Origin of the sequence: Pseudomonas sp. Irchel 3H7 (assembly GCF_900187605.1) — a bacterium.
Lineage (GTDB): Bacteria > Pseudomonadota > Gammaproteobacteria > Pseudomonadales > Pseudomonadaceae > Aquipseudomonas.
In genome coordinates, this window is record NZ_FYEA01000010.1 from 224,530 (window position 1) to 248,103 (window position 23,574).

The following is a 23,574-nucleotide window of genomic DNA, read 5'->3' on the forward strand; positions in this document are numbered from 1 at the left end:
GGCTGACTGGATTCGGACGGATAACAAGATTCCATTAGCCACGCCCGCTGACACCGGGCCAACGAAGACCTTTGAACCATGGCCACTATCCACGTAGACGGCAAAGCGCTCGAAGTCGACGGGGCAGACAACCTGTTACAGGCATGTCTGTCGCTGGGCCTCGACATCCCTTATTTCTGCTGGCACCCCGCGCTCGGTAGCGTCGGGGCTTGCCGCCAGTGCGCGGTCAAGCAGTACACCGACGAGAACGACACCCGTGGTCGCATCGTCATGTCCTGCATGACCCCGGCCACCGACAACACCTGGATCTCCATCGACGATGAAGAATCCAAGGCGTTCCGCGCCAGTGTTGTCGAATGGCTGATGACCAACCACCCGCACGACTGCCCTGTGTGCGAAGAAGGCGGTCATTGCCACCTGCAAGACATGACTGTGATGACCGGCCACAACGAGCGCCGTTATCGCTTCACCAAACGCACCCACCAGAACCAGCAACTGGGCCCGTTCATTTCCCACGAGATGAACCGCTGCATCGCTTGCTACCGCTGCGTGCGTTTCTACAAGGATTACGCCGGCGGCACCGACCTCGGTGTGTTCGGCGCCCACGACAACGTGTACTTCGGTCGCGTTGAAGACGGCACCCTCGAAAGCGAGTTCTCCGGCAACCTCACCGAGGTCTGCCCGACCGGTGTATTCACCGACAAGACTCACTCCGAGCGCTACAACCGCAAGTGGGACATGCAGTTCGCGCCGAGCATCTGCCACGGCTGCTCGAGCGGTTGCAACATCTCTCCGGGCGAGCGTTACGGCGAACTGCGTCGCATCGAAAACCGTTTCAACGGTTCGGTGAACCAGTACTTCCTGTGCGACCGTGGCCGTTTCGGTTATGGCTACGTCAACCGCACCGACCGTCCTCGTCAGCCACTGCTGGCCGACGGCACCAAGCTCGGTCTGGATGCTGCGCTGGATAAAGCTGCTGATCTGCTGCGCGGGCGCAACATCGTCGGTATCGGTTCGCCGCGCGCCAGCCTCGAAAGCAACTACGCGTTGCGCGAACTGGTCGGCGCCGAGCACTTCTACTCGGGTATCGAAGCCTCCGAACTGGAACGCATCCGTCTGGTCCTGCAAGTGCTGAAAGACAGCCCGCTGCCAGTGCCGAACATGCGCGACATCGAAGACCACGACGCGATTTTCGTGCTCGGTGAAGACCTGACCCAGACCGCCGCCCGTGTGGCGCTGTCGCTGCGTCAGTCGGTCAAGGGCAAAGCCGAAGACATGGCCGAAGCCATGCGCGTTCAGCCTTGGCTCGACGCGGCGGTGAAGAACATCGGTCAGCACGCGCTGAACCCGCTGTTCATCGCCAGCCTGGCGGAAACCAAGCTCGACGACATCGCTGAAGAATGCGTACACGCTGCTCCGGATGACCTGGCGCGCATCGGTTTCGCCGTTGCTCACGCACTGGACGCCAGCGCCCCGGCCGTTGAAGGTCTGGACGCTGAAGCACTGGAACTGGCTCAGCGCATCGCTGACGCCCTGCTCGCTGCAAAACGTCCGCTGATCATCGCCGGTACTTCGCTGGGCTCCAAAGCCTTGATCGAAGCCGCCGCGAACATCGCCAAAGCCCTAAAGCTGCGCGAGAAGAACGGTTCGATCAGCCTGATCGTGCCGGAAGCCAACAGCCTTGGCCTGGCCATGCTCGGTGGCGAATCGGTCGACGCGGCGCTGCAAGCTGTGATCGACGGCAAGGCCGACGCCATTGTCGTGCTGGAAAACGATCTGTACACCCGCACCGCCAAAGAGAAAGTCGATGCTGCACTGAACGCTGCGCAAGTGGTGATCGTTGCTGACCATCAGAAGACGGCTACCAGCGACCGCGCGCACCTGGTTCTGCCAGCCGCAAGCTTCGCTGAAGGCGACGGTACGCTGGTCAGCCAGGAAGGTCGCGCGCAGCGCTTCTTCCAGGTTTTCGACCCGCAATACATGGATGCGAGCATCCTGGTTCACGAAGGCTGGCGCTGGCTGCACGCCCTGCGCGCGACCCTGCTGAACCAGCCGATCGACTGGACGCAACTCGACCACGTCACCGCTGCCGTTGCTTCGAGCACCGAGCAACTGGCGCGCATCGTCGACGCTGCACCTTCGGCGGCATTCCGCATCAAGGGTCTGAAACTGGCGCGTGAGCCGCTGCGTTATTCCGGTCGCACCGCAATGCGCGCCGACATCAGCGTTCACGAACCGCGCACCCCGCAAGACAAAGACACCGCGTTCGCCTTCTCCATGGAAGGTTACTCGGGCTCTACCGAACCGCGTCAGCAGGTACCATTTGCATGGTCGCCGGGCTGGAACTCGCCACAAGCGTGGAACAAGTTCCAGGACGAAGTCGGTGGTCACATCCGCGCTGGCGACCCGGGCACCCGCCTGATCGAAAGCACCGGTGATTCGCTGAAGTGGTTCGCTGCAGCACCGCGCGCATTCAACCCGGCGCCGGGCACCTGGCAAGCCGTGCCGTTCTTCCACCTGTTCGGCAGCGAAGAAAACTCTTCGAAAGCCGCGCCGGTTCAAGAGCGTATTCCGGCTCCTTACGTGGCACTGGCCAAGTCGGAAGCGGATCGTCTGGGCGTCAACGACGGTGCACTGCTGAGCCTGAACGTCGCCGGTCAGACCCTGCGTCTGCCGCTGCGTATCAATGAAGAACTGGGCGCCGGTCTGGTGGCATTGCCTGCGGGCATCGCCGGCATTCCACCGGCATTCGCCGGCGTATCCGTCGACGGTCTGCAGGAGGCAGCGCAATGACCTGGTTCACCCCTGAAGTGATCGATGTGATCCTCTCGGTCGTCAAAGCCATCGTGATTCTGCTGGCCGTGGTGGTCGCGGGCGCGTTGCTCAGCTTTGTCGAACGTCGCCTGCTGGGCTGGTGGCAGGACCGTTACGGTCCGAACCGCGTTGGCCCGTTTGGTATGTTCCAGATCGCCGCCGACATGCTGAAGATGTTCTTCAAGGAAGACTGGACCCCGCCGTTTGCCGACAAAGTGATCTTCACTTTGGCACCGGTGGTGGCGATGTCGGCCTTGCTGATCGCGTTTGCGATCATCCCGATCACCCCGACCTGGGGCGTCGCGGATCTGAACATCGGCCTGCTGTTCTTCTTCGCCATGGCCGGTCTGTCGGTCTACGCGGTGCTGTTCGCCGGCTGGTCGAGTAACAACAAGTTCGCCCTGCTCGGCAGCTTGCGTGCGTCGGCGCAGACCGTGTCCTACGAAGTGTTCATGGGCCTGGCCCTGATGGGCATCGTGGTTCAGGTCGGCTCGTTCAACATGCGCGACATCGTCGAGTACCAAGCGCAGAACCTGTGGTTCATCATTCCGCAGTTCTTCGGCTTCTGTACTTTCTTCATCGCTGGCGTCGCCGTGACTCACCGTCACCCGTTCGACCAGCCGGAAGCGGAACAGGAACTGGCCGACGGTTACCACATTGAATACGCCGGTATGAAATGGGGCATGTTCTTCGTCGGTGAATACATCGGCATCATCCTGATCTCGGCGCTGCTGGTCACCCTGTTTTTCGGTGGCTGGCACGGTCCGTTCGGCATCCTGCCGCAACTGGCCTTCGTCTGGTTCGCACTGAAGACCGCGTTCTTCATCATGCTGTTCATCCTGCTGCGCGCTTCTATCCCGCGTCCGCGTTATGACCAGGTGATGGATTTCAGCTGGAAATTCTGCCTGCCACTGACCCTGATCAATTTGCTGGTGACCGCTGCGGTCGTGTTGTGGAACACGCCTGCAGTCGCGGTTCAGTGAGGATTTGACCCATGTTCAAATATATTGGCGACATCGTTAAGGGTACTGGTACCCAGTTGCGCAGCCTGGTCATGGTCTTCGGCCATGGTTTTCGCAAGCGCGACACCCTGCAATACCCGGAAGAAGCGGTCTACCTGCCACCACGCTACCGTGGTCGTATCGTCCTGACCCGTGACCCCGATGGCGAAGAGCGTTGCGTTGCCTGCAACCTGTGCGCCGTGGCTTGCCCGGTGGGTTGCATCTCGCTGCAGAAAGCTGAAACCGAAGACGGTCGCTGGTACCCGGACTTCTTCCGTATCAACTTCTCGCGCTGCATTTTCTGCGGTCTCTGCGAGGAAGCCTGTCCGACCACCGCGATCCAGCTGACACCGGATTTCGAAATGGCCGAGTTCAAACGTCAGGACCTGGTGTACGAGAAAGAAGATCTGTTGATCTCCGGCCCCGGCAAAAACCCTGATTACAACTTCTATCGTGTTGCAGGTATGGCAATCGCTGGCAAGCCGAAAGGCTCCGCGCAGAACGAAGCCGAACCGATCAACGTGAAGAGCTTGCTGCCTTAAGGAAGAACGATGGAATTCGCTTTCTATTTCGCATCGGGTATCGCTGTTGTGTCCACGCTTCGCGTAGTCACCAACACCAACCCTGTGCACGCCCTGCTCTACCTGATCATCTCGTTGATCGCCGTGGCCATGACCTTCTTCGCACTCGGCGCACCGTTCGCCGGCGTGCTGGAAGTGATCGCTTACGCCGGCGCCATCATGGTGCTGTTCGTGTTCGTGGTGATGATGCTGAACCTGGGTCCCGCCTCGGTTCAGCAAGAACGCGTCTGGCTCAAGCCCGGCATCTGGGCCGGTCCGGTGATTCTCGCCGCGCTGCTGCTGGCCGAACTGCTGTATGTGCTGTTCGCTCACCAGAGCGGTCAGGCCATCGGCCACACCACCGTAGACGCGAAAGCCGTGGGCATCAGCCTGTTCGGCCCGTACCTGCTGGTGGTCGAACTCGCCTCGATGCTGCTGCTTGCTGCAGCCGTCACGGCGTTCCATTTGGGCCGTAACGAGGCGAAGGAGTAAGACATGCCTGCTATCCCTCTCGAACATGGTCTGGCGGTTGCCGGCATCCTGTTCTGCCTTGGTCTGGTCGGCCTGATGGTCCGCCGCAACATTTTGTTCGTGTTGATGAGTCTGGAAGTGATGATGAACGCCTCTGCACTGGCGTTCATTGTTGCAGGCGCCCGTTGGGGCCAACCGGATGGACAGATCATGTTCATCCTGGTGATCAGCCTTGCAGCCGCCGAGGCCAGTATTGGTCTGGCGATCCTGCTGCAACTGTATCGCCGCTTCCACACGCTCGATATCGACGCTGCCAGTGAGATGCGCGGATGAATCTTATCTTTCTGACTTTCGTATTCCCTCTGATCGGTTTCCTGCTGCTGTCGTTCTCCCGTGGACGCTGGTCGGAAAACCTCTCGGCGCTGATCGGCGTGGGTTCCATTGGCTTGTCGGCGATTGTCGCCGCCTACGTCATCTGGCAATTCAACGTCGCGCCACCGGAAGGCGGTCACTACACCCTGGTGCTGTGGAAGTGGATGGCGGTCGAAGGCTTCAAGCCTGACTTCGCCCTCTACGTCGATGGCCTGTCGATCACCATGCTCGGCGTGGTCGTTGGCGTGGGTTTCCTGATCCACCTGTTCGCGTCCTGGTACATGCGTGGCGAAGCGGGTTACTCGCGCTTCTTCTCGTACACCAACCTGTTTATCGCCAGCATGCTGTTCCTGGTGCTCGGCGATAACCTGTTGTTCCTGTACTTCGGCTGGGAAGGCGTGGGCCTGTGCTCGTACCTGTTGATCGGTTTCTACTACAGCAACCGCAACAACGGTAACGCCGCACTCAAAGCCTTCATCGTGACCCGGATCGGCGACGTGTTCATGGCCATCGGCCTGTTCATCCTGTTCCAGCAAGTGGGCACGCTGAACATCCAGGAACTGCTGGTGCTGGCACCGCAGAAATTCCAGGTCGGCGACTTCTGGATCACCTTGGCAACGCTGATGCTGCTGGGTGGTGCGGTCGGTAAATCGGCACAACTGCCGCTGCAAACCTGGCTCGCGGACGCGATGGCTGGCCCGACCCCGGTTTCGGCACTGATCCACGCCGCCACCATGGTGACCGCTGGTGTCTACCTGATCGCCCGTACCCACGGTCTGTTCACCCTGGCGCCGGAAATCCTGCACCTGGTCGGCATCGTCGGTGGTGTGACCCTGGTTCTGGCGGGTTTCGCCGCGCTGGTGCAAACCGACATCAAACGTATCCTCGCCTACTCGACCATGAGCCAGATCGGCTACATGTTCCTGGCGCTGGGCGTTGGCGCCTGGGATGGCGCGATTTTCCACCTGATGACCCACGCCTTCTTCAAGGCCCTGCTGTTCCTTGCTTCCGGTGCGGTGATCGTTGCCTGCCACCACGAGCAGAACATCTTCAAGATGGGCGGTCTGTGGAAAAAACTGCCACTGGCCTACGCCAGCTTCATCGTCGGCGGTGCCGCTCTGGCCGCTCTGCCACTGGTTACCGCCGGCTTCTACTCCAAGGACGAAATCCTTTGGGAAGCGTTCGCCAGCGGCAACCACGGTCTGCTCTATGCAGGTCTGGTCGGCGCGTTCATGACTTCGCTGTACACCTTCCGCCTGATCTTCATCACGTTCCACGGTGAAGCCAAGACTGAAGCCCACGCCGGTCACGGCATCTCGCACTGGCTGCCACTGTCGGTGCTGATCGTGCTGTCGACGTTCGTCGGCGCGATGATCGTGCCACCGCTGCACGGCGTTCTGCCAGAAAGCGTTGGCCATGCCGGTGGCGAAGCCAAGCACAGTCTGGAAATCGCTTCGGGCGCCATCGCCCTGGCCGGCATCCTGCTGGCAGCGCTGCTGTTCCTCGGCAAGCGTCGCTTCGTCACGGCCATCGCCAACAGCGGCATCGGCCGTTTCCTTTCGGCCTGGTGGTTCGCTGCCTGGGGCTTCGACTGGATCTACGACAAACTGTTCGTCAAACCTTACCTGGCGATCAGCCACGTACTGCGCAAAGACCCGCTCGACCAGACCATCGGTCTGATCCCGCGTATGGCCAAGGGTGGTCACACCGCCCTGAGCCGCACCGAGACCGGTCAACTGCGTTGGTACGCTGCTTCGATGGCTGCTGGTGCCGTGCTGGTTATCGGCGCCATCGTGCTGGTAGCGGTCTGATATGAACCTTGCGAATTTGCGAAAGGAAACGAGCCCGTCATGATTCTGCCTTGGCTAATCCTGATCCCCTTCATCGGCGGCCTGCTGTGCTGGATGGGTGAGCGCTTCGGCGCTACCCTCCCGCGCTGGATTGCGCTGTTGACCATGACCCTGGAACTCGCCCTCGGCCTCTGGCTGTGGGCCCACGGTGACTATTCATTTGCGCCGGCGCCTGGCGCCGATCCGACCTGGGCGCTTGAGTTCAAGCATGTCTGGATCCAGCGCTTCGGCATCAACGTGCACCTGGCCCTCGACGGCCTGTCGCTGTTGATGATCCTCCTGACCGGTCTGCTGGGTATCCTCTCGGTACTCTGCTCGTGGAAAGAGATTCAACGTCACGTTGGCTTCTTCCACCTGAACCTGATGTGGATCCTGGGCGGCGTTGTCGGCGTGTTCCTCGCCCTCGACCTGTTCATGTTCTTCTTCTTCTGGGAAATGATGCTGGTGCCGATGTACTTCCTCATCGCGCTCTGGGGTCACAGTTCTTCGGACGGCAAGAAAACCCGGATCTACGCGGCGACCAAGTTCTTCATCTTCACTCAGGCTTCCGGCCTGATCATGCTGGTGGCGATCCTCGGTCTGGTGCTGGTCAACTTCAACAACACTGGCGTGATTACCTTCAACTACGCCGACCTGTTGAAAACCAAGATGTCGATGACCACCGAGTACATCCTGATGCTCGGCTTCTTCATCGCCTTCGCGGTCAAGCTGCCGGTCGTACCGTTCCACTCGTGGTTGCCTGATGCCCACGCCCAGGCGCCGACTGCCGGTTCCGTCGACCTCGCCGGTATCTTGCTGAAAACCGCTGCCTACGGTCTGCTGCGTTTCGCCCTGCCGCTGTTCCCGAATGCTTCGGCCGAGTTCGCGCCGATCGCCATGACCCTCGGTCTGATCGGGATCTTCTACGGTGCTTTCCTCGCTTTCGCACAAACCGACATCAAGCGTCTGATTGCCTTCTCGTCCGTTTCCCACATGGGCTTCGTGTTGATCGGCATCTACTCCGGCAGCCAACTGGCCCTGCAAGGTGCAGTGATCCAGATGTTGGCGCACGGTGTGTCGGCGGCGGCACTGTTTATCCTCAGCGGTCAGTTGTACGAGCGTCTGCACACTCGTGACATGCGTGAGATGGGCGGTGTGTGGTCGCGTATCGCTTACCTGCCGGCAATCAGCCTGTTCTTTGCAGCCGCGTCTTTGGGTCTGCCGGGTACCGGTAACTTTGTCGGTGAGTTCCTGATCCTGATCGGCTCCTTCGCAAGCTGGCCGTGGATCACCGCGATTGCCACCTCCGGTCTGGTGTTCGGTTCGGTCTACTCGCTGATCATGATCCACCGTGCCTACTTCGGTCCGGCGAAATCGGATTCGATCCTGCACGGTATGGACGCTCGCGAACTGATCATGGTGCTAGGCCTTGCGGTATTGCTGATCTACATCGGCGTCTACCCGCAACCGTTCCTCGACACGTCTGCCGCCACGATGCATGGCGTTCAGCAGTGGCTCGGCACCGCCTTCACTCAACTCGCTTCGGCCCGGTAAGAGCGCTATGGAATTCACGATTCAACACTTTATTGCGCTTGCGCCACTGTTGATCACCAGCCTCACCATTATCGTGGTGATGCTGGCAATCGCCTGGCGCCGCAACCACTCGCAGACCTTCCTGATCTCGGTCGCCGGTCTGAACCTGGCCTTGCTGTCGATCCTGCCAGCCCTGAAAGTCGCGCCTCTGGCCGTGACTCCACTGCTGCAAATCGACACCTTCGCTTGCCTGTACATGGCGCTGATCCTGGTCGCCACCCTCGCCTGCGTCACCCTCGCCCACGCCTACTTGGGTGATGGCGGTTCGGGTTACCCGGGCAACCGTGAAGAACTCTACCTGCTGATCCTGATGGCCGCCGCCGGCGGTCTGGTTCTGGTCAGCGCGCAGCACCTGGCCGGTTTGTTCATCGGTCTGGAACTGCTCTCGGTACCGGTTTACGGTCTGGTGGCTTACGCATTCTTCAACAAGCGTTCGCTGGAAGCCGGCATCAAGTACATGGTGCTGTCGGCCGCCGGTTCCGCATTCCTGTTGTTCGGTATGGCGCTGCTGTACGCAGACTCGGGTTCGCTGAGCTTCGTCGGTATCGGTCAGGCGCTGGCTGCGACTGGCCTGCCTAGCTCGCTGGCACAACTGGGCCTGGGCATGATGCTGATCGGTCTGGCGTTCAAGCTGTCGCTGGTACCGTTCCACCTGTGGACGCCGGACGTTTACGAAGGTGCTCCGGCACCGGTGGCTGCGTTCCTCGCGACCGCTTCGAAGGTTGCGGTGTTTGCGGTGATGGTGCGTCTGTTCCAGATCTCCCCTGCTGCCAGCAGCGGCGTACTGAGCGACGTGCTGACCGTTATCGCCATCGCCTCGATCCTGTTCGGTAACCTGCTGGCCCTGACCCAGAGCAACCTCAAGCGTCTGCTCGGTTACTCATCCATCGCGCACTTCGGCTACCTGCTGATCGCGCTGGTGGCGAGCAAGGGTCTGGCGGTGGAAGCCATCGGCGTGTACCTGGTCACCTACGTGATCACCAGCCTCGGCGCCTTCGGCGTGATCACCCTGATGTCCTCGCCGTACAACGGCCGTGACGCGGATGCCCTGTACGAATACCGCGGCCTGTTCTGGCGCCGTCCGTACCTGACCGCCGTGCTGACCGTAATGATGCTGTCGCTGGCAGGTATCCCGCTGACTGCAGGCTTCATCGGCAAGTTCTACATCATCGCTACCGGTGTTGAATCGCACCAATGGTGGCTGGTCGGGTCCTTGGTACTGGGCAGCGCCATCGGCGTCTTCTACTACCTGCGCGTGATGGTCACCCTGTACCTGATCGAGCCAAACCTGCGTCGCCACGACGCCCAACTGCACTGGGAACAGAAGGCAGGCGGCGTGATGCTGCTGGCCATCGCCCTGGTCGCGTTCTTCCTGGGTGTGTACCCGCAGCCATTGCTGACACTGGTTCAGCAGGCGGGTCTGGCGGGCTGATTGCTCCGTCGCTTTTAGCTACAAATAGAAACGGCACCTTCGGGTGCCGTTTTTGTTTTTGCGGGTAAGCCCGGCTCCCACAGGTTTCGATGGTGTTCACAAAGTCTGTAGTCCCGCCCACCCCTTCAAGTCTAAACATACAAGCGAGCCTGCTCGCGAAGGCGTCGGCACATTCAACCTCTTCTTCGCCTGACACCCCGCCGCTATCACCATTCGGCGTTGGGCACTGCTTGCGGGATTGTTCCGACACGGCAGCTGCGAAGCCTCTTCATAGATCAATCGAACGTTCTCACCACACGCGGCGATTCGTCCTACAGGTGTTTTTACGAGCGGCGTCTACCGTTGAAAAAGGGACGAAAAGCAAGGCTAGGAGGCCTTGACCGATTCGATTATCGAGACAACACTATACGTAGGTAGCGTACAGAACATGGATGCTCTATTTATCGAATTGCCTGTATTTCAGAAGCACCGAGACGACTATCTGGATGACGATCTGTTTCGCAGCTTTCAACTGGAGCTGCTGAAAAATCCGGAAGCGGGCGATCTCATCGAGGACACAGGCGGGCTTCGTAAAATTCGCTTTGGCGACCAACGAAGAGGGAAAGGTAAGCGCAGCGGATTACGAGTGATTTATTACTGGTGGTCAGGCTTCGATCAGTTCTGGCTCTTTACCGTCTACAACAAAAACGAGCAGGACGATTTGACGCCTGCCCAGAAAAAACTTTTCAGAAAAACGCTGGATAGAGAACTCAACGCGAGAACCCACTATGAAACGTGACATTTTTTCCGAACTGATGGATGGACTGGAAGCACTGGCCGATGAACGCCAAGGCAAAATCACCTTACGTACCCACAAAGTTCAACTGCCAAAACTGATGCCGATCACTGCTGAAGAAGTGATAGCCATCCGTCAGCAACTTAATCTTTCCCGGTCAGTATTCGCGATGTATCTACGCACCAACACGCGAACGCTCGAAAACTGGGAGCAAGGACGAGCAACGCCCAATGCTCAGGCCACAACCCTGATCCGTCTGGTCGAGCGTTTTCCACAGACAATCGAACAACTCGCAGCCCTGACCTGACACAGGGTTTTAATTCCAGCCACATGACGAAATTGTAATTCCCTCATCACCTTGGCGTTATCCGCAGCTTGCAACGATGTCACCCGGCGACCATGCCGGCGGGCCCTGCCCCGCCGAACAATAAAACCCACGCCGACGCACGTTCCCGTTCTGCCGAACCCAAGGAGTGTTTGATGGTTAACCCTACAAAAATATCGATGGCCGCTTTAGCGGTGGTGGTCGGCGCCGGGCCGTCCATGGTGTTTACAGAAGACAAACCCGAGGGCTTTGTCGAAGGCAGCAGCCTGACGGTGCTCAACCGCAACTTTTACTTCAATCGTGATCATCGCAATGGTCAGTCCAGCCCGACCGGCAACGGTTATTCCGAAGCCTGGTCGCATGCGGTCATCAGCAAGTTCGAATCCGGTTTTACCCAAGGCACCGTCGGGGTCGGTGTCGATGCATTTGCGATGATTGGTCTGAAACTCGACACCGGTGACGGGCGCAACGGTGGGCTCAGTTCGTTTGATGTACTGCCGGTCAACAGTGACGGCGAGGCACGGGACGAATACACCAAGGTCGGCGGCGCCGCGAAAATCCGGGCGTTCGATACGGTGGTCAAGGTCGGTGATGTGTTCCCGGCCAATCCGGTGGTGGCGGCGGGTGACTCGCGCTTGTTGCCGGAAAGCTTTCGCGGGGTGACGGCGACCAACACCAGCATTGAAGGTTTATCGGTTCAGGGCGGTCGACTGCACGCGATGAGCCAACCGGTGTCCAGCGACATGCGCGAGAACTTCGCCACGTTCTACGCCGGACCGGTCAACTCGCCGTGGATCGCTTATGGCGGCGGCGATTATGTGCTGAACAAGAATCTCAGTTTCAGCCTGTACTCCAGCCGTCTCAAGGATGCGTGGAATCAGTATTACGCCGGTACTGCCTGGACCTATCCGCTGTCCGATGATCTGTCGCTGTTCGGTGGCCTGAACTATTACAAAGCCGTCGATGAAGGCAAACAACTGCTCGGCGAATTCGACAACAACATCTGGAGCGGCCGCGTCGGTATGAAACTTGGCGCGCACTCCGTCGCCCTCTCCCACCAGCGCAACAACGGCAATGATGACTTCGATTACCTGCGCCAGTCCGACTCGATCTTCCTCGACAACTCGATCCAGTACAGCGACTTCAACTCGCCGAAAGAGCGTTCGTGGATGGTGCGCTATGACCTCGACATGAGCACCTATGGCGTACCGGGTCTGTCGTTCATGACTCGCTACGCGCGCGGCACCGACGCTGATTATTCCAACGCCAACGCGGTGTACATGCGCCGCGATGCCGAGGGTAATCCACTGACCGATCAAAAACGTTGGGAGCGCGATATCGAAGTCAAATACGTGGTGCAGAGCGGCTCGATGAAAGACCTGTCGCTACGCTTGCGCCAAGCCACGACCCGCGCCACGGCGTTCGAGTCGGATCTGGATGAAGTGCGGGTGATTGTCGAGTATCCGTTGGCGATTCTCTGATTACGCGGTTGATGCAAATTCACCTTTAGAAGCTCCTTGCTCCTTTGGTAAGAGGTGAATCTTTTGGCGTCCTTCGGGGCGCCTTTTTTTGCATTGCGTTTTGCCGTGGTTATGTTTTCCAGGTTTAGGCCCGGCCCTCACCCTAGCCCTCTCCCAGAGGTAGAGGGGACTGACCGAGCTGCTTATTGGAAATACATCGACCTGAAAAACCGGGGCGTACTCTGGTTTTGAATGGCTTGAAAGCCTGCTCCCTTTCCCCATCGCCCCATGGGTGAGAGGGGACTGACCGAGCTGGTTGTTGAAGATACATCGACCTGAAAAACCGAGGCGTACTCTGATTTTGAATGGCTTGAAGATCTGCTCCCTTCTCCCTCGCCCCCTCGGGGGAGAGGGCTGGGGTGAGGGGGCAGGATTTTGAGGTCAACGCAAAAACAACGGATAAAACCCGGCCATTGATAGCTACGACGCAGGATCTACGTTATCCAATGCCTTGTTCACCGCAAGTTCGCCAAGCATGACGACCTGCGCGATGCCGAGCAGGGTCTTGCGATGGGTGCCGCCTAGCAGCGCGGCGAAGTCACCGAGCATTACCGTGGCCGAGGCCAGGGATTCGCTGGCGTTGGCCAGTAGTGATTCGGTGTCGGCTTTGGGATTGACCAGAAACATCTGGTTGGGGATGTACGGTGCGGACATGATGGCGGCTGAGGGTTTGAGGTAGAAATCGAGGGCGCGGTCGGCGGCTTCGTGGAGTTTTCGGGTGTCGACGGAGGCGTAAGGGGATGTTGAGTTGGCGTCGGGGATTGCGTCTGTTTCTGGGGGATTTGGGGTTGGCTTTTTCATGGTGTATCTCCAGTCTTGCGGTGGAGCTGGCCCTTTCGGTTCCACGCGAGGGGTGGCAGCTGTACGCAGGTTGGAACCCGGGGACCAGAGAAAACCCGGCAGACTCGAAGTCTCCCGCGCACAGCCGCCATAACAGAGAGCACACCATGAAGGTGCGCAAGCATACGTCATGAAAGCCACTTTTGCGCTTCTTGGGTCCCGGGGTTCCAAACCCGATCGCTGAATTGGCAGCGACCCGCACAGGCTAGAGAGCTGAAGTCCGACGGACAACCTGAAAACATTGTGGGAAGGTTCCGTATTTCCAACACAGCCTTTAAACATCACGAATTGAAATACGCATCGTGATATTGAAATTCGGCCCTGTAGGAGCTGCCGAAGGCTCGGGCCGCGTTCGGACGATCTTTTGACTTTGATTTTTAAGATCAAGATCAAAAGATCGCAGCCTTCGGCAGCTCCTACAGGGGACCGCGTTCAGACGTTACAGATTCAGCTCCCGTCGTTGCGACACACGCCCATCACGTTGTACTTGATGGTGTTGAGCTGCCCCTTGGAGTCCTCGTAGGTCATGACCGTTGGCACCACTTTGCACGCAGGCTGCGGCTTGACCACGCTCACCACTTTGGCAACGTCCAGCTTCATTCCGTATTCGTAATCCTTTACCACCGGCGGCGCTTTGCCCTGGTTGGCGGCGTACTGTTCCATAGCTTTGCTGTTGGCGCTGAGCGCGCGTTCGAAAGTGCGGTCACCACCGCCTTCGGCCAGCACATTTACCGACGTCGCCATGACAGCCGCGAATGCGATCAAGTTGAGTACTTTCATATCCATTTGCTTCCCGTCCGGGCGTAAAAAAAGCCCGGCATCGATGCGCGATATCGGGCTTGTTCAGGTGCAGCAGGCTTACAGATCGCGGGTCTTGTCGTCCTTCTTGTCGGTGACGACCACCGGGTTGCCGGCGGCTTTTTCCTTGGCGACGAAGAGCTCCATGGAGCGCTCGTTGCTGGTCATCATCCGCTCGAATGTGCGGTCACCGCCGCCTTCGGCCAGGGCCACGGAAGAGATCGCCAGAGCGGCTGCGAAGGCAGTGAGTTGGGCAAGTTTCATCGTTGATTCCTCGTTTAAGTAACTGACGGGATCAAGGTAACAATCCGAACCTTTCGTGACGGTGGCGGGGAAATTACATATCCGTTATGTGCCCGGCACTCTTCTGAAGTCGAACACAAAACCTGTAGGAGTGAGCCTGCTCGCGATAGCGGTGGGTCAGTCAATGTAGATCTGACTGATAGACCGCTATCGCGAGCGGGCTCACTCCTACAGGGGGGATTGCCTAGTTAGATGGAACGGTGTCCTCATCCCGGCGATGGGCGAGTTGATAGAGCGCCGGCAAGATCAGCAGCGTGAGGATCGTGGAAGACAGGATTCCGCCGATCACTACGGTGGCGAGCGGCCGCTGCACTTCGGCGCCGGTGCCGGTCGCAAGCGCCATGGGAATAAAGCCCAGCGACGCCACCAGCGCTGTCATCAACACCGGCCGCAAACGCGTCAGCGCGCCTTCATGAATCGCATCCGACAGCGAATGCCCCTCTTCCCGCAAATTACGAATAAACGCAATCATCACCAAGCCGTTCAACACCGCCACACCGGACAACGCGATAAACCCGACACCCGCCGAAATCGACAACGGAATATCCCGCAACCACAGCGCCATGACCCCACCGGTCAGCGCAAACGGAATCCCGGTAAACACCAGCAAACCGTCCTTCAAGTTGTTGAACATCATGAACAACAACCCGAACACCAACAGCAGCGCCACCGGCACGACAATCTGCAAGCGTTTGGCCGCTGATTGCAGTTGCTCGAACTGCCCGCCCCAACTGGTCCAGTAACCCGCCGGGACCTGCACATCACGCTCGATCACCTCGCCGGCCTCGCTGACGAACGAGCCGATATCACGCCCGCGCACGTTGGCGCTGACGATCACCAGACGCTTGCCGTTTTCGCGGCTGACCTGATTCGGCCCGAGCACCAGGTCGAGGCTGGCGACGTCTTGCAGCGCGATGAAGCCGATCTGATTCGCAGCGCCGCTCAGTGCTGGCACCGGGATCAGCAATGCCGACAAGCCGTCGATGTCCTTGCGCATGGCATCGGACAAACGCACAACCATGTCGAAACGCCGATCGCCCTCATACAAGGTCCCGGCCTGCCGCCCGCCCACCGCGACCGCAATGGTGTCCTGCACATCACCGACATTCAGCCCATATCGCGCAGCCTTGTCGCGATCAATGTTGATGGTCAGCACCGGCAGCCCGGTGGTTTGTTCGACCTTCACTTCAGAGGCACCGTTGACCTTCTGCATCGCCGCAGCAATCTTCGCCGCCGTGGCATTGAGCACGTCCATATCATCACCGAACACCTTCACTGCAACGTCACTGCGCACACCGGAGATCAATTCGTTGAAACGCAACTGAATCGGCTGCGACAGCTCATAATTGCTGCCCGGCAACATCGCGGCCGCAGCTTGCAGTTCGGCCATCAGGGTTTCGCGGGACTTGCCCGGATCCGGCCACTGCTCTTTCGGCTTGAGCATCACGTAGCTGTCAGAGATGTTCGGCGGCATCGGGTCGGAGGCGATTTCGGCGGTGCCGGTGCGGGCAAAAACACGTTCGACTTCCGGCACCTTCGCCAGTATCAACGTCTCCAAGCGCTGCTGCATGTCCACCGATTGCGTCAGGCTGGTGCCCGGCACACGCAACGCTTGCAGGGCAAAATCGCCTTCACTGAGGCTCGGCACAAACTCGCTGCCCATGCGACTGGTGAGCACGCCGCTAAGCACGATCACACCCAACGCCGCGCCCACTGCGATTGCGCGATGGGACATGACCCAGGCCAGCGCCGGCGCATAAACGCGACGTGCGCCGCGCATCACCGCGCCCTCTTCTTCCTTGACCTTACCGGTCACGAACAACGCAATCGCCGCCGGCACAAAGGTCACGGAAAGCAACATCGCGCCAAGCAAAGCGATGACCACGGTAAACGCCATCGGGTGGAACATTTTCCCTTCGACGCCGCTCAACGCGAAGATCGGCAGGTACACGACCATGATGATCGACTGGCCGAAAATCAGCGGTCGCCGCGCTTCTTTCGCTGCGGCAAAGACTTCCTTGAAACGCTCGGCGCGGGTCAGCAAGCGACCGTGATGCTGCTGCGCATGGGCCAGTCGACGCAGGGTGTTTTCGACGATAACCACCGCGCCGTCGACAATAATCCCGAAGTCCAGCGCGCCTAGGCTCATCAGGTTGGCGCTGACCTTGTTGCTGAACATCCCGGAGAAGGTGAACAGCATCGACAGCGGAATCACCATCGCAGTAATCAGCGCCGCGCGAATGTTGCCGAGGAACAGAAACAGAATCGCGATGACCAGAATCGCGCCTTCGATCAGGTTCTTTTTCACCGTGGCGATGGCTTTGTCGACCAGGTGCGTGCGGTCGTACACCGGCACGGCGATCACCCCGACGGGCAACGACTTGTTGATCTGTTCGAGCTTGCTGGCGACCGCCTGCGAGACCGTGCGGCTGTTCTCGCCGATCAGCATAAACACCGTGCCGAGCACCACTTCGCGACCGTTTTCCGTGGCCGCACCGCTGCGCAATTCGCGGCCGATTTCCACGCTGGCGACGTTCTTCACCCGGATCGGTGTGCCGTCGACATTGGCCATGACAATGTTAGCGATGTCTTCGGTGCTCGCCACTTGGCCCGGCGCGCGAATCAGCAATTGCTCGCCGCTGCGCTCGATGTAACCGGCGCCGACGTTGGCGTTGTTGCGCTCCAGCGCGGTGACCAGATCGGTCAGCGTCAGCTTGTACGCGGCCAAGCGTTTCGGGTCCGGCGCGATCTGGTATTCCTTGGCGAAACCGCCGATGGTGTTGATCTCGGCGACCCCGGGTACGTTGCGCAACTGCGGCTTGATGATCCAGTCCTGAATCACCCGCAGATCGGTCGGTGTGTACGCGCTGCCGTCGTCCTTGAGCGCGCCCTCCTTCGCCTCGACCGTCCACAGAAAGATCTCGCCGAGACCGGTGGAAATCGGCCCCATCACCGCTTCCGCGTCTTCGGGCAATTGCTCCTTGGCGATCTGCAGACGCTCGTTGACTAATTGGCGGGCGAAAAACAGGTCGGTGCCGTCCTTGAAGATTACCGTGACTTGCGACAGGCCCGAGCGCGACAGTGAACGGGTCTGTTCGAGTGCCGGCAAACCGGCCATCGCGGTTTCAATCGGGAAGGTGATGCGCTGCTCGGTTTCCAGCGGCGAGAACCCGGCGGCGCCGGTGTTGATTTGCACCTGGACGTTGGTGATGTCCGGCACGGCGTCGATCGGCAGTTTTTGATAACTGGCGATGCCGAGGCCGGCCATGAGCAGAACGGCGAGCAGGACGATGATGCGCTGCTCGATGGCAAACTGGATCAGGCGTTCGAACATGGGATTCTTCCGGATCAGTGGCTGTGCTCGGCTGAGGCTTTGCCCAGTTCCGACTTGAGGACGAAGCTGCCGGCGCTGGCGACTTGCGCGCCCGGTTCCAGCCCTTGAGTAATTTCCACATGGCCGGCTGCGCGGCTGCCCAGCTCAACCGCGCGCGCTTCGAAACCGTCGTCGGTACGCACGAACACCGTGGATTTGTCCTCGACGGTCTGGATCGCGGTTTCCGGCACGGCGACTTTCGCTTCGCGGCTGTCGGTCGCCACCAGCGCGGTGACGAACAGACCGGGGCGCCACGAGCCTTGCGGGTTTTCCAGAGTGACGCGGACGGTCGCCGTGCGGGTCTGTTCGCCGAGCAAGCTACCGACGTAAGCCACGCTACCGACCACTTCCGCGTTCAATTCCGGGGCGCTGACGGTGACCGCTTTGCCTACTTGAACCTTGTTCAAATCCTTCGGTGACACGCCGAACGTCACCCACACTCGCGACAGATCCGAGAGGGTGAACGCCGCTGTACTTTCATCAACGACCTCGCCCGGCGTCAGGTGTTTCTCCACCACCACGCCGTCGAACGGTGCGCGCAATTCGTAGCGGTTGCCGCCAGTGGCGACCCCGCTGCCGCTGAGCACGCTGATCTTTTGCTGCGCATTGCTCACGGCAATTTCCGCTTCTTGCAACGCCTGGCGCGCCTGGAGGAAATCCTGCTCGGCGGAGATCTTGTCCTGCCACAGCTTTTTCTCGCGCTCGTAGGTGGTGCGCGCCAGGGCCAGGCGACGTTGCGCGGCGGCCTGTTCGCTGCGTTGATCGGAGATCTGCTGACTGGCGATCACCGCCAGCAACTGGCCCTTTTTCACCGTTTGCCCGAGGTTGACCGCCACCGATTCGACCACGCCCGGAACGCGCGGTACGACGTGGGCGGTGCGGTCTTCGTCGAAGCGCACTTCGCCGGGGAATGGCAGGCCGCGGCTGATGTTCTGCGCCTTTGCTTCGGCGAGTTGAATACCGGCAGCCGTGATCTGCTCGGCGCTCAATTCGATGTGCCCTTCTTCGGCATGTTCAGCCGCTGCACCTTCTTCGGCGTGATCGGCATGCTCAGAAGTCTCGTCGGCATGCGCGTCGATGCTTGCGTTACCTGACCACTGCGAGCCGATACCAATGCCCAGCGCCAACGTCGCCACCGCGACCACCATCAGTTTTTTATCCATGGAAACTCCTCTGCGCCGAGCCATCGCGCAGTTGTCTGAAAAATGAAATTCAACGGCTGACGCTGAGGTCGCCAAAAATTCGTTCGATGCGTACGCGGGCGTCGGTCGCCTCGCTGACGGCCTGGATGTACTGGCTACGAGCGCTGATCAATGTGCGTTGCGCATCGAGTACATCGAGGAAGCCGAACTTGCCCATTTCGAAACCGCGTGTGGCGCTGTCGACCGCACTTTGCGCGGCGGGCAGGATGGTTTGGTTGAACGCGGTGACTTCGCCGTTGGCGGTCTGCCATTGCTCAAGGCTGGTCTGGATTTCCGTGCGCAGTCGCAGCTCGGTGGCGTTGCGCAGATCCCGCGCCTGATCGGTTCGGCGGGCGGCCGCGAGGACGTTGCCCTGATTGCGGTTGAACAGCGGAATCGGCATCGACAGCCCGACCACGTTGACCCGCTCGCGCTCGGTTTCGCTGTATTGGCTGCCGATGCTCACGGTGAGGTCGGGAATGCGCTGGGACTTTTCCAGGCCCAGCGATGCTTCGCGCTGATCGATCTGCAACTTGGCCAGACGCAGTTCGGCGGTTTCGTTCAGACGCTCGAGCAATCTTGTCGGTGGTGGAACGGCCGGCATGCTTTGCGTGGGCGCCTGCACCTTGGTCGAGGTCGGTAGAGGCGCGCCCATGACCTGCGCCAGTTGTTGGTACGCGGTGGCCTGATCACGTTCGGCGCGGCTCAGTTCAAGGCGCACTTCCGAGAGCTGCACTTGCGCCCGCGTGCCCTCGACCGGCGACGATTTACCCGCCTCGATCCGTCCTTGCGCCACGCGCACTCCGTGCTCGGCCAATTGCAGGGATTGCCGGGACAGCTGCAAACGCTGCTGCGCGGTTTGCGCACTGTTGAACGCCTGAATCACATCGGCACGCAAAGCATTGCGCTTGCGCTCCAGTTCGATGCCGGCAGCGTCCTGCGCGCGGCTGGCAACGTCGATCCGTGCGCCGCGCTTGCCACCCAGTTCGATCGGCTGACTGAGCATCACCGTGGTTGTGCGCGACTCGCGGCGAGTGTCTTCGGCTTCCCACGACACTTCGGGGTTGGGGATCAGGCCGGCCTGTTGGCGGTCACCTTCGGCGATGCCGATTTCCCATTGCGCAGCGGCCAGTTCCGGGTTGCCGGCGAAGGCGCTTTGCAGGGCTTGCTCCAGCGTCAAGGTCGCTGCGTTCGCGAGGCTGGTACAGGCCAACAACAGGATGCCGCTGGCGGTTTTTTTCAGGCGTGATCGCGCCGTCAGTTCTATTAAACCGGGCAATGGAAGACTTCCTTTATTAAAGAATCTCGGATGCCGCCACGGTAGGGTTTTGAACTTATCGACAAGGTGACTGGAACATTACAAATCCGTTATCCACGGTTTGCCGAAGTTGTTTTGTTCTAGGATGCGAAGTGCAAATGGTTTTATCGAAATACATCGAAACAAAAACACGGTAGTTATCTGCTGAATTGCACTTGCCGGAATCAAACTGATGGGAATTTTATGGTTTGTGCTGCGACCGACTGTCGCAGAGCACCGTTTTAAAGCGCTTGGTGGTTGACCCTGTAGCCACTTCAACCTTTATCGTCCGGACTTCCCCTCACCCCAGCCCTCTCCCAGAGGGAGAGGGAGCCGACCGAGATGTCTGGCGTTATATATCGACCTGTTACATCTAGTCGATTATGGATTCAGTAATGTTTTTTCACGTCGGCGTAGTTCTGAAATATCCCGCATTCAGTCCCCTCTCCCCCCGGGAGAGGGCTAGGGTGAGGGGCCTTTTTAATTAAATACCCATTAAATAAAAGTGGTGAAAGATCATGCGAATCCTTGTCGTCGAGGACGAGCTTAAAGCTGCCGAATACTTGCATCAGGGTTTGACCGAAAGTGGTTATGTCGTTGACCACGCGGCCACCGGTGCCGATGGCCTGCACCTGGCGCAACAACAAGCCTATGACCTGATCATTCTCGATGTGAACCTGCCGGAACTCGACGGCTGGGGCGTGCTGGAACAACTGCGTCGCACCCATTCGACGCGGGTGATGATGCTCACCGCGCGCGGGCGCGTGGCCGACAAGATTCGTGGTCTTGATCTGGGCGCTGACGATTATCTGGTCAAGCCGTTCGAGTTCCCCGAACTGCTGGCGCGGGTGCGCACCTTGATGCGTCGCAGTGAAAACATCCCGGTGCCACAGGTACTGAAAGTCGCCGATCTGGAACTCGATCCGGGCCGCCATCGCGCGTTTCGAGGCGCGCAGCGTATTGACCTGACCACCAAGGAGTTCGCCCTGCTGCATCTGCTGATGCGTCAGTCCGGCGAAGTGCTGACGCGCACACAAATTATCTCGCTGGTGTGGGACATGAATTTCGACTGCGACACCAATGTGGTCGAGGTGTCGATCCGCCGTTTGCGGGCTAAGATCGACGACCCGTTCGACAGCAAACTGATTCACACCCTGCGCGGTGTCGGCTATGTGCTGGAGGCACGGGAATGAAGCCCTCCAGCCTGTCGATGCGCCTCGGTTTGACGGTGAGTATTCTCGGCGCGCTATTGGTGGTGTTCCTCGCGATCCTTGCCTATTTCGCGTTGACCCATGAACTGAACGCGCTGTCGCGCGACAGCCTGGAAAAGAAGATGGCGCAGGTCGAACACAGCCTGTCGTTGTACGTCGATGCCAATGAAATCACCGGCAAGCCGCATATTCTGCTCGATCAGGTGATGGGGCATGACAACCTCACGCTGACCATTTATGACCGCCTCAATCAGCGCTCGCCGCTGCTCAAATCCGGCTCGGGATTGAGCGATCCGCGCGTCGAATTGAAAGCGGTGCGCGCCACCACCGATCAACTGACTTACAGCGACAGCACCGACGCGGAAGGCAAGAAATTCCTCACCGCCTCGAAACTGATTCGCCTCAAGGACAGCAGCAGCGTGCCGGTGCTGCTGTCAGTGGATAACGCCCACGATGAGGCGCTGCTCAGCGCCTATCTGCGCTCAACGCTGATTGCCTTGCCGTTGTTGCTGGTGTTTATCGGTCTGACCGCTTGGGGTGCGGTGCAGCGTGGCTTGGCGCCGTTGCGCGAGTTTCGCAAAGTCGCAGCGATGGTCTCGACCCAGGATCTGGAACACCGGCTGTCCGTGGTGAACATGCCGCAGGAGTTGAGCGAATTGGCGCAAGGCATCAACTTCATGCTGCATCGGCTCGATGCAGGAGTGCAGCAGTTGTCGCAGTTCTCCGATGACCTGGCGCATGAGCTGCGCACGCCGATCAACAACCTGATGGGCAAAGCGCAGGTGACCTTGTCCCGCGAGCGCACGACCGAGGAATACAAGGACGTGCTGGTGTCGTGCACCGAGGAACTGGAGCGCGTGGCGCGGATTGTCTCGGACATGTTGTTTCTCGCGCAGGTCAGTCATCCGTCGGCGCTGGCGCCGTTTGAATCGGTGGCGCTGGAGGACGAGGCGGCGAAGGTCGCTGAGATGTTTTCGCTGTCGGCGCAGGATAAGAACATTCACTTGAATGTCGTTGGCAGTGCGACGGTAATGGGCGATCGGCTGATGATTCAGCGGGCAATTTCCAATCTGTTGTCGAATGCGCTGCGCCACTGCCCGAACGGGAAAACCGTGACGTTGCTGATCGAACAAGGTGCGACCCAGGCCTCCCTGTTGGTCAGCAACCCCGGTGCCGGGATCGAGGCGCAACACCTGCCACATCTGTTCGACCGTTTCTACCGCGTCGACAGCAGCCGCTCACGCTCGCAGGGCAGCACCGGGCTGGGCCTGGCGATAGTGCGCTCGATCATGAGCCTGCATCAGGGTGTAGCGGAGGTTAAGAGCTTGCCGGGGGCGATGACCGTGTTCCGGCTTGGGTTTCCTGCGGTGCCGCCAATGGCCCCTTTGCTTGCAGGCAAGCTCCCACAGTGATCTGCGGCGTGCCCGGAGTTTGTGAACATCACAGAAACCTGTGGGAGCCTGGCTTGCCAGCGATGGCGGCGGGTCAGTCGATATCAATGTTGAATGTCAGATCGAATCGCTGGCAAGCCAGCTCCCACAGTGATTTGCGGCGTGCCCGGAGTTTGTGAACATCACAGAAACCTGTGGGAGCCTGGCTTGCCAGCGATGGCGACGGGTCAGTCGATATCAATGTTGAATGTCAGATCGAATCGCTGGCAAGCCAGCTCCCACAGTGATCTGCGGCGTGCCCGGAGTTTGTGAACATCAAAGAAAACTGTGGGAGCCTGGCTTGCCAGCGATGGCGACGGGTCGGTCGATATCTATGTTGAATGTCAGATCGAATCGCTGGCAAGCCAGCTCCCACAGTGATCTGCGGCGTGCCCGGAGTTTGTGAACATCAAAGAAAACTGTGGGGGGCTGGCTTGCCAGCGATGGCG

At 59.5% G+C, this 23,574-nt stretch carries 19 protein-coding genes; 13 read left to right on the forward strand and 6 right to left on the reverse strand.

The window, feature by feature from the left end:
• Positions 1-78: 78 nt before the first annotated feature.
• The 11 genes from nuoG to CKW38_RS20315 all read left to right on the forward strand — a co-directional run bounded on the left by nuoG (position 79) and on the right by CKW38_RS20315 (position 12,653).
• Positions 79-2,793, forward strand: coding sequence for an NADH-quinone oxidoreductase subunit NuoG (gene nuoG / locus CKW38_RS20265; RefSeq protein WP_095113688.1), 2,715 nt, complete (start codon positions 79-81; stop codon positions 2,791-2,793).
• Positions 2,790-3,797 carry an NADH-quinone oxidoreductase subunit NuoH gene (gene nuoH / locus CKW38_RS20270; RefSeq protein WP_007920179.1) on the forward strand — a complete coding sequence of 336 codons (1,008 nt, stop codon included), beginning with the start codon at positions 2,790-2,792 and terminating at the stop codon, positions 3,795-3,797. Before nuoG ends, nuoH begins: the two co-directional genes overlap by 4 nt.
• Before the next feature lie 11 nt (positions 3,798-3,808).
• Entirely contained in the window at positions 3,809-4,357 is a 549-nt protein-coding gene (gene nuoI / locus CKW38_RS20275; protein ID WP_007920177.1) for an NADH-quinone oxidoreductase subunit NuoI, read from the forward strand.
• 9 nt (positions 4,358-4,366) lie between these two features.
• Positions 4,367-4,867: an NADH-quinone oxidoreductase subunit J gene (gene nuoJ, locus CKW38_RS20280; RefSeq protein ID WP_007920176.1), complete on the forward strand. Its 501-nt coding sequence runs from the start codon at positions 4,367-4,369 to the stop codon at positions 4,865-4,867.
• Between the two features lie 3 nt (positions 4,868-4,870).
• On the forward strand, positions 4,871-5,179 hold the full coding sequence (nuoK, locus tag CKW38_RS20285; protein ID WP_003223790.1) for an NADH-quinone oxidoreductase subunit NuoK: 309 nt from the start codon (positions 4,871-4,873) through the stop codon (positions 5,177-5,179).
• Positions 5,176-7,029 (forward strand): NADH-quinone oxidoreductase subunit L, encoded by a 1,854-nt coding sequence (gene nuoL / locus CKW38_RS20290; protein WP_007920175.1) that lies wholly within the window; start codon positions 5,176-5,178, stop codon positions 7,027-7,029. Before nuoK ends, nuoL begins: the two co-directional genes overlap by 4 nt.
• Before the next feature lie 39 nt (positions 7,030-7,068).
• Positions 7,069-8,601, forward strand: a complete 1,533-nt coding sequence (nuoM, locus tag CKW38_RS20295; protein ID WP_007920174.1) for an NADH-quinone oxidoreductase subunit M — start codon at positions 7,069-7,071, stop codon at positions 8,599-8,601.
• Positions 8,602-8,608: 7 nt separating this feature from the next.
• A complete protein-coding gene (nuoN, locus tag CKW38_RS20300) occupies positions 8,609-10,072 on the forward strand; it encodes an NADH-quinone oxidoreductase subunit NuoN (protein ID WP_007920173.1) in 1,464 nt (487 codons plus the stop codon).
• Between the two features lie 427 nt (positions 10,073-10,499).
• Positions 10,500-10,850, forward strand: a complete 351-nt coding sequence (locus tag CKW38_RS20305) for a toxin (RefSeq protein WP_093434372.1) — start codon at positions 10,500-10,502, stop codon at positions 10,848-10,850.
• Positions 10,840-11,154: a DNA-binding transcriptional regulator gene (locus CKW38_RS20310; protein WP_027614657.1), complete on the forward strand. Its 315-nt coding sequence runs from the start codon at positions 10,840-10,842 to the stop codon at positions 11,152-11,154. The genes CKW38_RS20305 and CKW38_RS20310 overlap by 11 nt, the downstream gene beginning before the upstream one ends.
• 173 nt (positions 11,155-11,327) lie before the next feature.
• A complete protein-coding gene (locus CKW38_RS20315; protein WP_095113689.1) occupies positions 11,328-12,653 on the forward strand; it encodes an OprD family porin in 1,326 nt (441 codons plus the stop codon).
• Positions 12,654-13,112: 459 nt separating this feature from the next.
• On the opposite strand, the gene CKW38_RS20320 is transcribed toward CKW38_RS20315, so the two are convergent.
• The 6 genes from CKW38_RS20320 to CKW38_RS20345 form a co-directional block, all read right to left on the reverse strand.
• The gene (locus CKW38_RS20320) at positions 13,113-13,493 is read right to left on the reverse strand and encodes a DUF6124 family protein (protein WP_007920171.1); all 381 of its coding nucleotides are present in this window, start codon (positions 13,491-13,493) and stop codon (positions 13,113-13,115) included.
• A 486-nt stretch (positions 13,494-13,979) separates the two neighbouring features.
• On the reverse strand, positions 13,980-14,312 hold the full coding sequence (locus tag CKW38_RS20325) for a DUF2790 domain-containing protein (RefSeq protein WP_095113690.1): 333 nt from the start codon (positions 14,310-14,312) through the stop codon (positions 13,980-13,982).
• Between the two features lie 78 nt (positions 14,313-14,390).
• Positions 14,391-14,594, reverse strand: coding sequence for a co-regulatory protein PtrA N-terminal domain-containing protein (locus tag CKW38_RS20330; protein WP_095113691.1), 204 nt, complete (start codon positions 14,592-14,594; stop codon positions 14,391-14,393).
• A gap of 223 nt (positions 14,595-14,817) precedes the next feature.
• Complete coding sequence (locus CKW38_RS20335) at positions 14,818-17,967, reverse strand: CusA/CzcA family heavy metal efflux RND transporter (RefSeq protein WP_095113692.1); 3,150 nt, start codon at positions 17,965-17,967, stop codon at positions 14,818-14,820.
• 14 nt (positions 17,968-17,981) lie between these two features.
• Entirely contained in the window at positions 17,982-19,169 is a 1,188-nt protein-coding gene (locus CKW38_RS20340; protein WP_095113693.1) for an efflux RND transporter periplasmic adaptor subunit, read from the reverse strand.
• A gap of 49 nt (positions 19,170-19,218) precedes the next feature.
• Entirely contained in the window at positions 19,219-20,466 is a 1,248-nt protein-coding gene (locus CKW38_RS20345; protein WP_095113694.1) for a TolC family protein, read from the reverse strand.
• Between the two features lie 536 nt (positions 20,467-21,002).
• On the opposite strand from CKW38_RS20345, the gene CKW38_RS20350 reads away from it, so the two are divergent.
• Positions 21,003-21,677, forward strand: coding sequence for a heavy metal response regulator transcription factor (locus CKW38_RS20350; protein WP_095113695.1), 675 nt, complete (start codon positions 21,003-21,005; stop codon positions 21,675-21,677).
• A complete protein-coding gene (locus CKW38_RS20355) occupies positions 21,674-23,107 on the forward strand; it encodes a heavy metal sensor histidine kinase (RefSeq protein ID WP_095113696.1) in 1,434 nt (477 codons plus the stop codon). The genes CKW38_RS20350 and CKW38_RS20355 overlap by 4 nt, the downstream gene beginning before the upstream one ends.
• The last annotated feature ends 467 nt before the right edge of the window (positions 23,108-23,574 follow it).

What these genes read in the sequence shown, in the direction of transcription:
- nuoG (WP_095113688.1), top strand. Translation starts at nt 79, where the DNA reads ATGGCCACTATCCACGTAGACGGCAAAGCGCTCGAAGTCGACGGGGCA.
- nuoH (WP_007920179.1), top strand. Translation starts at nt 2,790, where the DNA reads ATGACCTGGTTCACCCCTGAAGTGATCGATGTGATCCTCTCGGTCGTC.
- nuoI (WP_007920177.1), top strand. Translation starts at nt 3,809, where the DNA reads ATGTTCAAATATATTGGCGACATCGTTAAGGGTACTGGTACCCAGTTG.
- nuoJ (WP_007920176.1), top strand. Translation starts at nt 4,367, where the DNA reads ATGGAATTCGCTTTCTATTTCGCATCGGGTATCGCTGTTGTGTCCACG.
- nuoK (WP_003223790.1), top strand. Translation starts at nt 4,871, where the DNA reads ATGCCTGCTATCCCTCTCGAACATGGTCTGGCGGTTGCCGGCATCCTG.
- nuoL (WP_007920175.1), top strand. Translation starts at nt 5,176, where the DNA reads ATGAATCTTATCTTTCTGACTTTCGTATTCCCTCTGATCGGTTTCCTG.
- nuoM (WP_007920174.1), top strand. Translation starts at nt 7,069, where the DNA reads ATGATTCTGCCTTGGCTAATCCTGATCCCCTTCATCGGCGGCCTGCTG.
- nuoN (WP_007920173.1), top strand. Translation starts at nt 8,609, where the DNA reads ATGGAATTCACGATTCAACACTTTATTGCGCTTGCGCCACTGTTGATC.
- CKW38_RS20305 (WP_093434372.1), top strand. Translation starts at nt 10,500, where the DNA reads ATGGATGCTCTATTTATCGAATTGCCTGTATTTCAGAAGCACCGAGAC.
- CKW38_RS20310 (WP_027614657.1), top strand. Translation starts at nt 10,840, where the DNA reads ATGAAACGTGACATTTTTTCCGAACTGATGGATGGACTGGAAGCACTG.
- CKW38_RS20315 (WP_095113689.1), top strand. Translation starts at nt 11,328, where the DNA reads ATGGTTAACCCTACAAAAATATCGATGGCCGCTTTAGCGGTGGTGGTC.
- CKW38_RS20320 (WP_007920171.1), bottom strand. Translation starts at nt 13,493, where the DNA reads ATGAAAAAGCCAACCCCAAATCCCCCAGAAACAGACGCAATCCCCGAC.
- CKW38_RS20325 (WP_095113690.1), bottom strand. Translation starts at nt 14,312, where the DNA reads ATGAAAGTACTCAACTTGATCGCATTCGCGGCTGTCATGGCGACGTCG.
- CKW38_RS20330 (WP_095113691.1), bottom strand. Translation starts at nt 14,594, where the DNA reads ATGAAACTTGCCCAACTCACTGCCTTCGCAGCCGCTCTGGCGATCTCT.
- CKW38_RS20335 (WP_095113692.1), bottom strand. Translation starts at nt 17,967, where the DNA reads ATGTTCGAACGCCTGATCCAGTTTGCCATCGAGCAGCGCATCATCGTC.
- CKW38_RS20340 (WP_095113693.1), bottom strand. Translation starts at nt 19,169, where the DNA reads ATGGATAAAAAACTGATGGTGGTCGCGGTGGCGACGTTGGCGCTGGGC.
- CKW38_RS20350 (WP_095113695.1), top strand. Translation starts at nt 21,003, where the DNA reads ATGCGAATCCTTGTCGTCGAGGACGAGCTTAAAGCTGCCGAATACTTG.
- CKW38_RS20355 (WP_095113696.1), top strand. Translation starts at nt 21,674, where the DNA reads ATGAAGCCCTCCAGCCTGTCGATGCGCCTCGGTTTGACGGTGAGTATT.